This window comes from Aminobacter sp. P4_D5 (assembly GCF_056401815.1).
The window spans coordinates 1-13,148 of record NZ_JBFUIP010000161.1 but is presented as its reverse complement, the minus strand read 5'-3'; the positions used below and the strand labels follow the sequence as shown (position 1 = coordinate 13,148).

Below are 13,148 nucleotides of genomic sequence, written 5' to 3'. Positions count from 1 at the left end.
CAACATGGTGCACCAGAGCACCGCAACGAAAACCACAAGGCCCGCTCGATCGCGGGCATGCATCTTGTCGATGCGCTGCTCGAGAGTCGCGTCCCCGCGTTGCTGACTTAAAGTCGCTTCCATTTTTCCTCCTCCATCAGGCCGTTTTCGGCTTCGAATGGTTTGCCTATGCGGGAAATTAATTTMCCTTGAGGAATGTCCGGCAAAGTTAATTTCCTGTCAAGTGACGACCGCGCGCAACTGTCGCATCTCGACTTTCGACTGAGACGCAATGGCATTGAAATGATTGGATTTTGTCGCCCCTGACAGGCTGTCGGAAATTTTACGCGGCAGGTCGGAAATAGGCGAGAAACGTTGAATGACAGTGCCGCGCTTCGGCGGCGATGATCCAAGACGGTCCTACTGGCAGCGCATGGCGGGTGTTAGCCCGGACGGAAAGTCGTCCAACCCTAAGTTGTCGCGAGTGTTTTGATCAACGATGGCTATGGAGCTGCGACTACAATGCCTGCGGCGCCTCCAATTGTCGCTGCAGCATCCGATTGTCGCCGCGACGAGCCTGTCTCCAAGGCCCATCCGACTGTCAGAGAGGGTCTGGCCATCCGACAATCGCGTCTCGATTAGCTTCACAATCTCCGGGGAGCTAGCGAACTTATCGTGATGGAGCGTATCGCCTGTCCTTACTTTGGTTAGATCGACAACTGCGATGCTGCTTTCTGCAAGCTCAGTCTTGTAAGCGGCTGTTCTGGATCAATCGCTCTAAGGTTCGCGTCGTCGTCGGCCTAGAGCCGCTTGATTTGTTTGATCCTCTCATTCTCGTCGACAATCAGTTCGTAGCTTGCATGACCATAACCGTCAGCGCAGGTCACCAAGACGACCCGTTGAAACTGGTTGGAACGTCCTTTGACGATCCGCATGTCGCTGACCCGATCACAAGTGTAGCCGGCATTGCGGATGTACCGTGCAGTTTGTCGCTCCAGGAGATCGGCCTGCGCTACGGTTGGGACGATGCTGGCAGCGGCAAGAAATGCCGCAAGGATGATCCTCATATTACACTCCGTGACCACCAGTCGGCCCTCAAAACAAAGACCTATTGCGATCGTGGCCAGGGGCACGGCGTCAAATTAATGCATTCTAGCTCGAAGGTAGCGGTTTGCACCTCCTGCATGAGGTAGCAAACCGCGCTTCGCGCCGGCGAGCCGTTAGCGTTGAAGGCGCTGCTGAGCTCTCCGGGATATAAGGCTACTACTTTTTCTTCGATGCGTTGAACCTGTCGACGTAGCCGCGTGCGACCGCGCGGACGGCGCGACCGATGTCGTCATAGACGTCATCCTGCAGGTTCGCGAACGAGACGCGCACGCTCCAGTTGGGCGCGTCGAATCCGCCTCCATTGAGCAGCACGATCGAATGGTCTTCGGCCAATCGATAGACAAGGTCGAGCGGATGCACGTTCTCTTTCAGCCATTGGACCATCTCTTCGCCCTGGTATTTGCGCAGCCAGAACTCGAAATCGAGGGTGCCGTAGTATCCCGCAAAGCTTGGATTGGGCTGAACATCAAGCGGCAGCCCTTCGAGCAGGCTGTCGACGCGACGATTGCAGATTTCCATGCAAGCCTTCTGGTACACCTTCTCCGTGTCCATCAGCTCGCTCATGGAGAACATGGTCATCATCACCTGCTGTGGCAGCGACAGCCCGGCGGTGTGATTGAGCGCCACGTCGCGACTGTCGGCCACCAGCCTGTCGATCATCTTGAGCTTGCGTGGCTCGAGCGTGATTGCGATGTAGCGCTTGTCGAGCGCCTCCAGCTCCTTGGCGGGAAGCTTGGCGATGATATCGTCGAGAATGTTCTTTTCGTGCAGTGCGATGACGCCGAGGCGCCAGCCGGTGCAACCGAAATACTTCGAGTAGGAATAGACGCCGATGGTGTTGTGCGGCAGCTCCGCCATCAGCGAGCGGAAGCCGTTTACAAAGGTGCCATACACGTCATCGGTGAGCAGGATGAGGTCCGGGCGCTTCGTTTTCACGAAATCGACCAGCTTCTTCATGGTTGCCGCGTCGATCGCCATCGAAGTCGGATTGCCCGGATTGACCACAAAGAAAGCCTTGATCTTTGGGTCTTCGAGCTTCTTGATTTCCTCGTCCGAATACTGGAAGCGATGCTCTTGCGTCGCTCTGATATGCACCGCCTTGAATGCGTAATCTTCGAGCTCGGCGATCTCGATATAAGGCGTGAAGATCGGCGTGCCGATCGCAATGGTGTCGCCCTTCTTGAGAATGCGGTTCGCCATCAGCGACTTGAAGATGTAGCACATGGCGGCAGTGCCGCCTTCCACCGCGTAGAGGTCGAACTTGCCGGACGGCGGCTTATCGCCAGCCATCGCCCACATGAGGTAGCGATGAGCGACCTGCTCGGCGTGAACGAGCATCCGGTCCGGCACAGGGTAGTTGTCGCCGATGATCGAGTCGGTGAGCTCGAAAACGAAGGCGTCTGCATCGAAGCCCAGGGCCTTCACGCCATGGCGAACCATGTTCGACAAGAAGTCAGCGCCCGGCATATCGGCGTGCTTGTCCAGCCAAGCCTCCAGGCGGTCGGCAATCCCGCGCATCTGCGGCATGCCGGCGAGCCCCGCCTTCGGATCATCCATCGTGCGGCGGCATTCGGTCAGCGCAAACTGGCCGAACAGAAAGAACCCCTCGCGCGGCGCGGTCGCAACCCAGTTGGGATTGCCGCGTCCAGCGTTGAGCAGGGCATGGGCGGATTTCTGCGCGCTTAGCTTGGCTAGCTTTATGAGCCCGTCCTTGATCTCGAACGGGCTCATCTTTTCGTATTCCCGGTAGTCAATCGTTTCCATGACATCACTCCCAGAATACCGAGCAGGGCATTATTGCCTGCTCTGCTTCATTTCCGTAACAACGAGGGTGAGCCCCCCGCGACCTCCTTCACGATCGTMATGCTACCTGCGCGGGCGGCTTGTCCACGCCGGCATTAAAACTTCATCCTTGCTCCCGCGAGAAAGGCGTAGCTGGTGTCGATATCTACGGCCGCCTCATCGTATGAATATGAGCGCGCGCCGAGATAGAGTTCTGTCTGATAATAATCCAGATTCTGGACGAATTGGGCACCAAAGGATGTGCTGCTGCTGTCAGCGGCTGCGATGTCATTGCCAAAATAGGCATCGACGGAGAACGCGGTCTTGCCGACTTCGAAGATGTCGGTTTGATAGCCAAGCTTGACGTAGCCATACTTCCCATCGACCTTTTGCTCATCCGAATAGGCGGCGGCGACCGTCAAGCTCAACCCCGTCGGTTCATGCAGAATCGAAACCGACCCATCGAACAGATTTTGGTCGTCGCCGGGCCTGGAGAAGGCGATGGCGCTCGAGACTTTGTAGTCTTCAATGGTGTTGTCGTATCGCGCGGCAATGTCCCACACTGTGACGTCGGTATCCGTGGGGACCACCTGCTGTCCTACCGAAGTCGCCAGACTGAAACCGCCAAGGAATTTCGGCGTGTCGTAGCGAACGCGCAGCTTGCGGCCAACCCCGTCGAAATCGGTGAACGCATCCTTGACGTGCACAGAAGTGAGCGTGCCATCGGACTGTCTAAAGAAAGGTCCCCCAGCCATGTCGGAAACCAGCGCATATCCGACAACGGTCGTTCCGGAGAGGTCGACTTCAGCCGACGAGTCTGACGCCATGCTGCCCTGGCCGAGCCACAATTTACCGAGCTCTTTGGACTCCAGGTAAAATTCCGCCTTGCGCAGCAGATTGGTATCCCAATCGAAATCGCCACGATTGAGCTGGTTCACGGAGTTGGTGGAGTAAGGGGTCCACTCCCATTCCAGGTTGCCACCAAGCGACCAACCTTCGGAGATGGCCCCGTATAGCCGTAGTCCGATGCGCGAGGATGAATTGCCGTTGTCGACCGGACCATAACCCAAGGTCGATCCGCCGTCGCCGAATACCAGCAGGCCCTTGTTGATCTGCCCGTAAAGCTCGAGATAGCTGTTGTCGTCGCCAACACGCAGCTTGGGTATCAGGGTGGACTTGCCGGTATCGGCTGCCTTGGCTGCCGCTGTGTCTGCTGCAGCGGCCGGCATGGCCATTGCCAGCGACATGAGCGGGAAGGCCATTGCCGCCACCAGCGTCTGTCGTTGAGTTCGCATCATCCCCTATCTCCGATACGTTTCAATCCGCGGCACCGCCGCATTGCAGGACCCCGCCAAAATCAAAGATTGCCTGGTAGCTACCGTCGTTCGGTGCGATTGTAGTTTGTGGTTCTTTTGGCAACGCCGAAGCCACGTCTTGGCGCGAAGGCCAGCCACAATTTCGATGCCGTTGTGATGGAAGCGGGCTTGGACGACGGAGCGCAAAACGCGCACGGCTTGATGTCTGGAAGCGGCGAGCTTCTCGCGACGACTCGTAAGTAAAAGTCGCCGCTGAGGCCGCTTCAGCGAGCGGTTTGTGCTCAGGGAGCGGTTGCCGCTTATGGTGTAAAACTCCCCAGGCAGTGCTGTCCACTGCCGGAAACCAGTCACCAAAATGACGCCATCTGGAAATGATGGACGTTTCATTTTCATTTCAGTTTTGGTTAACTGCGATAGGCATTAACAAAACTTCCCCGGTCCATGATTTAGATTGTCGGATTCCAGATCAAGCCTTCGATTACTTCCAGCGCATCGAAAATGCTTTGGAAGTCATCAATATGTCTCTTCTTTGCTTCGAGATGGTAGCATCTTGAAAGGATGACGCAAGGGTGTAATCTTGGCTCAATGGCGATGCGCCTTGCAGCGCAGAGTTGTGACCGGCCGTACAGATTCATAGAGGGGATTCCACTATGTTTGACTGGTTCGTGAGCACACTTCGTAGTTACCCAGAAATCGCGATATTTCTCTCTTTGGCTCTCGGATATTATTTCGGGTCTTTTACGTACAAGGGGCTCGGCCTTGGTGCGGTGACGGCAACYTTGATCGCCGCTGTCATCATCGGGCAACTCGGCATCACGATTTCGCCTCCGCTCAAGGCGACCTTCTTTCTGATGTTCCTGTTTGCGATCGGCTACGGCGTGGGGCCGCAGTTCGTGCGTGGTATCGCCAGGGATGGCATCCCGCAGGCACTGTTTGCGGTGGTTGTGTGCGTGTTCTGCCTCGGCGCGCCGTTGCTTGCGGCCAAGTTGGCCGGCTATGACGTCGGATCCGCTGTAGGCCTCTACGCCGGTTCGCAGACCATTTCGGCATCGATGGGCCTGGCGACGGATGCGATCAATCGCCTGGCGCTGCCGCCGGACGAGACCAAGCGGCTGCTCGATGCGATGCCTGTCGCTTATGCCGTCACCTATATTTTCGGCACGGTCGGATCGGCCATCGTGTTGGCCTTGCTAGGCCCGGCCTTGCTGGGCATCGATCTGGAGGCCGAATGCAAGCGCTATGAAGCCGAGCATGGCGGCAAGAACGACGTGGGCGGTGCCGGCACTGCCTGGCATCATTACGAACTGCGCGCATATCGGGTCCGTGAAGGTGGAAAGATCGTTGGCAAGACGGTCCATGACGCCGAGTCCCTGATCCCCGACCAGCGCGTGTTTATCGAACGTATCCGCCGCGGCGGAAAGATCGAGGATGCCACGGCCGATACCGTGGTCCAGGCCGGAGACATTGTCGCGGTGGCTGGTCGGCGCGAAGTGCTCGTGGACCTGATTGGCCAGGCCGCCGAAGAGGTTGATGACCGCGATTTGCTGGCAGTGCCGATCGAGGGCGTGGACGTGCTGGTGACCCAGAAGTCCGCCAACGGCAAGACACTGGCTGAGCTGGCGCAATTGCCGGCGGCGCGCGGCGTGTTTCTACGGCGGATCGCCCGTGGAGCTACGGCAACCGAGATTCCGATCTTGCCGAACACCAAGATCCACCGGGGCGATATTCTCACCATTGTCGGGCGCAGCCAGGACACCGCGGCGGCAGCCAAGGCGCTTGGCGTCGCAGACCGTCCAACCGATGTGGCCGACGTGGCTTTCATCGGCGCGGCTATTGCAATCGGCGCCTTGATCGGTGCCATCGTCTACAAGATCGGCGATGTGCCGCTGACGCTGTCCACGTCGGGCGGCGCACTGATCTCGGGCCTCTTCTTCGGCTGGCTACGCTCCGTACATCCGACATTCGGACGGATCCCGTCGTCGACCGTCTGGTTCATGAATTCGGTCGGCCTCAACGTGTTCATCGCCGTGGTCGGCATCTCGTCGGGACCGGGCTTCGTTGCGGGCCTGCAGCAGCTCGGCTTCAGCCTGTTCCTCTGGGGTATTTTCGCAACGACCGTGCCGCTCATACTGGCGATGTATGTCGGGAAATACGTGTTCAAGTTCCACCCCGCCATTCTGTTGGGGTGCTGCTCGGGCGCACGCACGACGACGGCATCGCTTGGCATGATCAACGACCGCGCCAAGAGCCAGATCCCTGGGCTCGGCTACACAGTTACCTATGCCGTCGGAAACACCCTGCTGACCATCTGGGGCATGGTCCTCGTGATGCTGATGACTTAGGTCCGGCGCCTTGGTCGGCCGTCTTCGGATGGCCGGCCCACGACCTGCAAGAGGTGGAACTGTCCAGGTTCAATGGACGTCGAAAGTGTAGCCGCGTCGAAATGGCGAGATGACGGCCGGTTGGCTGCGGCAGGAGTTCAAATCAGAACCAATATTGGGAGCACGCGATGCCACGCAAGACAGCACGTATCGATCAGTTCCTCCTCATACATTCGGCACGTGCCGACAACTGGCGCGAGATCACGACACTGGCGGACGCCTGGGCCGCCGGACATGGCGAGCGGGCAGCGCTGGAGGCGGCGATCGCCGAGATGGAGGCAGTCGAAGAGTGCCACGCCTATCCGGGTGCGCGGTTGCTCGCAGCTTTGAGCGAGCGCATTGCCACCAATGATGCAGGCGGAGCGGCGAAACTCGCGCGGCGTATCTCCAACGGGCTTCTGACGCGTGCCTATCGCGGCCGTCCGGGCGAGTGGGACGTCCATGATGAGATGTCGTCGGGCGAGGTGGCCGACATTTTGCCACCCGCAACGGGCGAAGCCGGTGGACGCCGGCCCTATTTCGAAGTGCTTTTCGTCAACAGCCAGCCAGCTGCTCGTTGGCCCGCATTCGCAGCTGAGTTGCGCAGGCTGCGCCGACCGGAGGATTCATTCATTTACGAGCCTGTCATGGCCRGCTCCTTCGAAGATGCGCTGGTCGCCGCTGCTTTGAACCCCGACATCATTTCGGTCGTCCTTGCCGAGGGTTTCCCCTACCGTTCTCGCCGTGACGCGCCAGTCCTGCGCTCCGTATTGGATCCCCTGGGAGAGTCCGAAGGACCCGATATGTCGGCGCTCCGCCTTTCGCGCGCACTAAAGCGGATCAGACCGGAACTCGACATCTACCTGCTGTCTGACCGGCAGGTAGAGCAGATTGCCGGAGACCCGGCGGCGGATGCCGTTCGGCGCATCTTCTACGCGGTAGAGGAGCCGCTGGAGATGCATCTCGCCATACTGGAGGGCGTGCAGGMCCGCTWCGARACGCCTTTCTTCGACAAYCTSAAGAAATACGCRCGSCGRCCSATCGGSACATTCCAYGCGYTGCCCATCGCSCGSGGCAAGTCGGTCTTCAAGTCGGACTGGATYCGCGACATGGGCGAATTCTACGGCCTCAACCTSTTYYTGGCCGARAGCAGCGCSACRACGGGTGGCCTCGACAGCCTGCTGGAGCCCACCGGAACCATCAAGCGCTCGCAGGAAATGGCCGCGCGGGCTTTTGGCGCCGACCATGTATTTTTCGTCACGAACGGCACCTCCACCTCCAACAAGATGGCAGTGCAAGCATTGCTTGCACCCGGCGACATCGCAGTGGTGGACCGCAATTGCCACAAGTCGCACCACTACGGCATGGTCCTCACCGGCGCGCAGCCCTACTACGTCGAAGCCTTCCCGATGACGGAATWYTCGATGTACGGCGCGGTRCCGCTCGCCACCRTCAAGMRGGCGMTGCTGGCRYTGMRRGCSGAGGGMCGKCTGRACCGGCTGAARMTGCTKGAYCTSACCAACTGCACCTTCGAYGGRCAYATGTACAAYGTKCGCCGCGTKATGGAGGAATGCCTCGCCMTCAAGCCGGACCTCATCTTYCTCTGGGACGAGGCMTGGTCCGGGTTYGCSCGCTTCTCGCCSTTCCTGCGYCCGCGCACGGCCATGGGGGCKGCSGCSGAYCTCGAGGAWTGGCTGCGGGATCCGGCGTCCGTCGATGCATATGAAAAGCAGCAGGCGGAACTCGGCGACAAACCCTCTGACGAGAAGCTGCTAGCAACGCGTCTGATCCCCGATCCGCGGCTAGTGCGGCTTCGTGTCTACCAGACCAATTCCACGCACAAGTCGATGTCCGCCATCCGCCAGGGTTCCATGCTTCTGGTCAAGGACGTGGATTTTCACACGGTGGAAGCTCAGTTCCACGAGGCAGTCTTTACCCATGCCTCGACCAGCCCSAACCARCAGCTSATCGCCAGCCTCGACGTCGCRCGGCGGCAGATGGAGCTSGAGGGTTATGGGTTGGTAATGAATGCTATCGAGATCGGGCTCAAGATCCGTCGCGCGGTGAACGAACACCCGCTGATCTCGAAATACTTCCGCGTGCTCGGCGCCGACGAAATGATCCCGGCACAGTACCGCCAGTCCGGCTTCAAGGATTATCTCGCGCCGGGCTCGACCTGGGCCACTGCGGTCAAGGCGATGCGAGAAGACGAATTCTACCTCGATCCCACCCGCATGACTTTGGTCTGCGGAACCGCCGGTTTTGACGGAACCCAGTTCAAGGGCCTGCTGGCGAACGAGTATGACATCCAGCTSAACAARACSTCGCGCAACAGCGTGCTGCTGCAGTCSAACATCAACAACACMMGAAGCGACATCGCSCAYCTCATCCGCGTSCTGGTCGAGATCTGCCATGGCATCGAAAAGCGTCTTGCGGACGGCGGGGAGGGAGAACGCGCGGCCTTTGCGGCGCGGGTGAAGTCGCTGATGACCGACGTGCCCGACCTTCCCAATTTCAGCCATTTCCACGAGATGTATCGCAGCGACGCCGGGCGGGACACGCCGGAGGGCGACATTCGCTCCGCCTTCTTCAACGCCTATGACGCCTCCGTTTGCGAATATGTGCCGCTCGCCGGCGCCGAGTGCGACAAGCGGCTGCGCGAGGGGCCGGAGATGGTGTCGGCCAACTTCGTCATTCCCTACCCGCCGGGCTTCCCGATCATGGTGCCGGGMCAGGTGMTSACRCARGAGACGATCGACTTCATGCGMAAGCTCGATGTGAAGGARATCCACGGCTAYGAGAAGGCGAGAGGACTGAAACTGGTGAAACCAGAAGCCGTCGCAGCCAAGTCGAAGCGCTGAAGCGGGTACTGCCCAAGCCGCGCTGTGCAATGGTGCATGCGCGGTAGCTTGGGCTCGGGAAGGCGGGAGCAAGTTTGATCATGGCTTGGTTCGAACATTTCCTTGTCAAGTATCCCGAGCTCGCCGTGTTCGCTGCGATCAGCATCGGCTACCTGATCGGCGGCATAAAATTTGGAGGTTTCAGCCTGGGGCCGGTTACCGGCTCCCTCTTTGCGGGCATCCTGATCGGGCAGTTCGCCGAAGTGCCGGTTTCGAGTACGGCGAAGTCTTTCCTCTTCCTGCTCTTCCTCTTTGGCATCGGCTACTCGGTCGGGCCACAGTTCCTGCAGGCCTTGAAGCGCGACGGGGTAAAGCCGGTGGTGCTCGCCGTGGTCGTGTGCGTGACAGGGCTCCTCACCGCCATCGCCGTTGCCAAGACGCTCGGCCTCGACCCGGGTTTCTCGGCGGGGCTCCTCTCGGGCGCGCTCACCGAGAGCCCGGCGATGGGCACGGCGACCGAGGCCATCAACGCGCTCCCTCTGCCTGAGGCAGACCGTGCCCGGTTTGTGGCACACATCGCTGTAGCAGACGCGGTGTGCTACATATTCGGTGCGGTTGGCGTCATCTTGTTCTGCAGTGTCGCCGGGCCAAAGCTGCTCGGCATCGACCTGACTGCCGAGGCACTCAAGCTGGAGAAGGAACTTGGCATCAAGCGCGTTGCGGCTGGTGTTTCGTCAGCCTGGCACAGATTTGAGTTGCGCGCCTATCGGATCGCGGCGCATGCGCCAATCGTCGGCCTGTCAGTGAAGGCCGCCGAGGAAAAATTTCCAGAGCATCGGCTTTTCGTCCAGCGCTTACGGCGGGGAGGCGAGATCATGGAGTCGACCCCACAGCTTGTGATCGAGACCGGCGACGTCGTTGCAGTGTCGGGTCGACGAGAGACGCTGGTGGACGTGCTAGAGCAGCGCGCCGACGAGGTTGAGGATCCTGAGCTCCTCGATGTCCCGGTCTCGATCGCAGACGTGCTGGTGACACGCCCGGACCTTGCAGGCCGTAGCATCGAGGATGTGTCGAAGGAGAGCTGGGCAAGGAGCGTCTATCTCCGCAGCATTACGCGTGGAGGGCAGGACATCCCTTTCGCGCCCGGGATCGGGGTCGAACGTGGCGACATCGTGCGGCTGGTAGGCCCAGAAGCGGCCGTATCACGTGCCGCTGAGCGCGTTGGAGTCGTCGTCGCACCAACGTCAGCGACCGACTTCTTCGTTCTTGGCCTTGCGATATTCCTTGGTGGACTTGTCGGCGTTCTCGTCACCGTTCCCATCGCGGGCATGCGGATTTCGTTGAGTACCAGCGTGGGCACGCTGCTGGCGGGTTTGGTGGTGGGGCATCTGCGCACGCGTCACCCCCTCTTCGGTCGGATACCGGATGCGGCCGTTTCACTGATGACCGCGCTCGGCCTTGCAGCCTTCGTCGCAATGACCGGTCTTCATGCCGGACCTGTGTTCATGTCTGCCATCGCCGAAGCGGGCATAGGTCTTCTGTTCGGTGGAATGATCGTCACCTTAGTGCCCATGATCGTGGGGCTTTACGTTGGCCGCTACCTGCTTCGCATGAACCCCATACTGCTGCTGGGGGGACTGGCGGGGGCGCAGACCATGACGGCCGGCATGGCAGCCGTCCAGGACCGGTCCGGCAGTCCGGTCGCCGTGCTCGGTTACACGCCGGCGGTTCCAATCGGCCACATCCTGCTCACGACATGGGGAACGGTGATCGTGGGGGTAATGGCCGGCTGATATCCGTCGTTGGGTCAGGTGCGAGAGGGATAAGTCGATGCCTGAAGAATCACCCGTCAAACTCCAGTCGAGGCAAATAAGGCGCATCTTCTTTGTTGCGCTCCTAAGGCAGCTGTATGTTTTATGGCCGATAATATCAGGGGTTCTTCTGGCCATGGTTGCGGTAGGCCTCATCATAGGAAGTATAGAAGGCTGGAGTGTGGATGAATCTCTTTATTTCACCTTTGTGACCGGCCTTACCATTGGCTACGGGGATTTTGCGCCACAACATTTCATGACGCGGATTCTGGCGGTGTTGATTGGTTTTTCTGGCATCATACTGACGGGGCTTGTTGCGGCTGTCAGTGTCCAGGCGCTGCGAGCGACGGAGACCGAGGATCCCGAAAAGAAATAGGTTCACCCGGCGACAGGATGCCAACTACCGACGGTCAGGAGAGCGATGCTGCGGAACTGACTGGTCGGAAGGCATCTTGCCGATTGCAGGCATGGACAGAAGTTCTGGGCCAGGAAAAGGAAGACGACCTTAGCTATGCTTCTTTTGCTCAAAGAAATCCGCCGCAATCCAATTCTCTGGCTGTTGGCCTTCGTGCCGGTGGTGTTCATCGCACAGCAGCTTGAGCCCGAAGCGCACACGCTGCTTTTTGTGCTTTCCGTCCTGGCGATCGTGCCGCTGGCCACGCTGCTGAGTTCCGCAACAGAGTCTGTGGCAGCCAAGACAGGCGATACCGTTGGGGGGCTTCTCAACGCCACGCTCGGGAACCTGACGGAACTGGTCATCGCATTGGCCGCCCTTCGTGCCGGCCAGTACACATTGGTGAAGGCGTCGATTGCTGGAGCTATCGTCACCAATACGCTGTTCATGCTCGGTGCGTCGTTTCTGCTTGGCGGTCTCAAATACCATACGCAGGAATTCAATCGAGACAGCGCGCGGCTGCAAACATGTCTGCTGTTTCTGGCAACGATCGCGATCATGACACCGTCCGCAATTCTCGATGCCGAGTCTGTCTCTACATCGGCCTTTACCCATCAATTGAGCGTTGGGCTTTCAGTACTGCTGATCGGCACCTATGCGCTGGGTCTGCTATTCTCGCTCAAGACACATCGCGAATTTTTCGGAAGCGCATCCCACCACGAGGCGGGTGACGAGATATGGCCAGTGCGACTGGCGCTTGCTGTCCTGGCCGGCGTGACCGTGCTGGTGGCACTGGTGAGCGAGATTTTCGTCGAGTCGGTGCAGGAAGCGGCGGTTACGTTCGGCATGACTCCCGCATTCGTCGGCTTCATCGTCGTCGCGCTGGTCGGAGGCGCCGCAGAGATGGCCTCGGCCTTTTCCGGCGCCCGCAAGAACCGGCTGGATTTGAGCGTGGGTATCGCACTTGGAAGCGCATCCCAGATAGCACTGTTCGTTGCGCCGGTTCTGGTCCTGCTGAGCTATGTCATCGGCCCTACGCCGATGGATCTGTGGTTCTGGCCAGGCGCGGTGATCATGGTTTTCGTTTCGACGATGACGGCTTTTTTGATGACAAGCACCGGACGTTCGGCGTGGTTCGTGGGAGTGTTTACTTTGATGGTCTACCTGGTATTCGCCATAACGCTGTACCTTCTGCCGCCGCAGATTTAGCAAATGGATGCCAGGAGGCGAACAATTGGGAGGGGCAGAAGTTGGACATAGAAGGCCCAAGCAGGATGGCCGGTCCGCGTCAAAATCTTGCCTGAGTGACGCTGGCGGTACTGTTCATTGGCGGCTTTATTGTCGCTAGCCTCCTGGTGCTCAGGCCAGTCCTGGCGGCGATCGTCTGGGCCATGACTAGTCGCCCTCAGCCATCCACGCATTCAACAATGTGTAGGTCACAGCAAGGACAGTGGGGCCGATGAAAATTCCCAAAAGGCCAAACGCAATCAAACCCCCAATGACCCCAGCAAGGATAAGGAGAATGGGAAGGTCGGCGCCTCTTCGAATGAGTGCTGGAC

The 13,148-nt window shown here is 59.3% G+C and carries 8 protein-coding genes and 1 pseudogene; 5 read left to right on the top strand and 4 right to left on the bottom strand.

Going from position 1 to position 13,148, the window contains the following annotated elements:
- Nucleotides 1-399 precede the first annotated feature (399 nt).
- From AC1DWF_RS25260 to AC1DWF_RS25245, 4 genes and pseudogenes are all read right to left on the bottom strand, one after another.
- A pseudogene (locus tag AC1DWF_RS25260) lies at nucleotides 400-767 on the bottom strand (alpha/beta hydrolase); the annotation flags it as partial.
- Between the two features lie 12 nt (nucleotides 768-779).
- Complete coding sequence (locus AC1DWF_RS25255) at nucleotides 780-1,046, bottom strand: hypothetical protein (protein WP_476788040.1); 267 nt, start codon at nucleotides 1,044-1,046, stop codon at nucleotides 780-782.
- A gap of 196 nt (nucleotides 1,047-1,242) precedes the next feature.
- Nucleotides 1,243-2,850 carry a bifunctional aspartate transaminase/aspartate 4-decarboxylase gene (locus AC1DWF_RS25250; protein WP_476788041.1) on the bottom strand — a complete coding sequence of 536 codons (1,608 nt, stop codon included), beginning with the start codon at nucleotides 2,848-2,850 and terminating at the stop codon, nucleotides 1,243-1,245.
- A 134-nt stretch (nucleotides 2,851-2,984) separates the two neighbouring features.
- Nucleotides 2,985-4,166 (bottom strand): porin, encoded by a 1,182-nt coding sequence (locus tag AC1DWF_RS25245; RefSeq protein ID WP_476842179.1) that lies wholly within the window; start codon nucleotides 4,164-4,166, stop codon nucleotides 2,985-2,987.
- Nucleotides 4,167-4,834: 668 nt separating this feature from the next.
- Between AC1DWF_RS25245 and aspT (AC1DWF_RS25240) the strand changes: the two genes are divergently transcribed.
- The 5 genes from aspT (AC1DWF_RS25240) to cax all read left to right on the top strand — a co-directional run bounded on the left by aspT (AC1DWF_RS25240) (nucleotide 4,835) and on the right by cax (nucleotide 12,798).
- Nucleotides 4,835-6,526: an aspartate-alanine antiporter gene (aspT, locus tag AC1DWF_RS25240; protein WP_476788043.1), complete on the top strand. Its 1,692-nt coding sequence runs from the start codon at nucleotides 4,835-4,837 to the stop codon at nucleotides 6,524-6,526.
- 167 nt (nucleotides 6,527-6,693) lie between these two features.
- On the top strand, nucleotides 6,694-9,405 hold the full coding sequence (locus tag AC1DWF_RS25235) for a decarboxylase (RefSeq protein ID WP_476842178.1): 2,712 nt from the start codon (nucleotides 6,694-6,696) through the stop codon (nucleotides 9,403-9,405).
- An 80-nt stretch (nucleotides 9,406-9,485) separates the two neighbouring features.
- The gene (aspT, locus tag AC1DWF_RS25230) at nucleotides 9,486-11,177 is read left to right on the top strand and encodes an aspartate-alanine antiporter (protein ID WP_476788045.1); all 1,692 of its coding nucleotides are present in this window, start codon (nucleotides 9,486-9,488) and stop codon (nucleotides 11,175-11,177) included.
- Between the two features lie 37 nt (nucleotides 11,178-11,214).
- Nucleotides 11,215-11,571 carry a potassium channel family protein gene (locus AC1DWF_RS25225; protein ID WP_476787302.1) on the top strand — a complete coding sequence of 119 codons (357 nt, stop codon included), beginning with the start codon at nucleotides 11,215-11,217 and terminating at the stop codon, nucleotides 11,569-11,571.
- A gap of 135 nt (nucleotides 11,572-11,706) precedes the next feature.
- Nucleotides 11,707-12,798, top strand: coding sequence for a calcium/proton exchanger (gene cax, locus AC1DWF_RS25220; protein WP_476788047.1), 1,092 nt, complete (start codon nucleotides 11,707-11,709; stop codon nucleotides 12,796-12,798).
- Nucleotides 12,799-13,148 lie beyond the last annotated feature (350 nt).

Coding starts and splice junctions, on each gene's coding strand:
- AC1DWF_RS25225 (WP_476787302.1), top strand. CDS start 11,215: ATGCCTGAAGAATCACCCGTCAAACTCCAGTCGAGGCAAATAAGGCGC.
- AC1DWF_RS25255 (WP_476788040.1), bottom strand. CDS start 1,046: ATGAGGATCATCCTTGCGGCATTTCTTGCCGCTGCCAGCATCGTCCCA.
- AC1DWF_RS25250 (WP_476788041.1), bottom strand. CDS start 2,850: ATGGAAACGATTGACTACCGGGAATACGAAAAGATGAGCCCGTTCGAG.
- AC1DWF_RS25245 (WP_476842179.1), bottom strand. CDS start 4,166: ATGATGCGAACTCAACGACAGACGCTGGTGGCGGCAATGGCCTTCCCG.
- aspT (WP_476788045.1), top strand. CDS start 9,486: ATGGCTTGGTTCGAACATTTCCTTGTCAAGTATCCCGAGCTCGCCGTG.
- cax (WP_476788047.1), top strand. CDS start 11,707: ATGCTTCTTTTGCTCAAAGAAATCCGCCGCAATCCAATTCTCTGGCTG.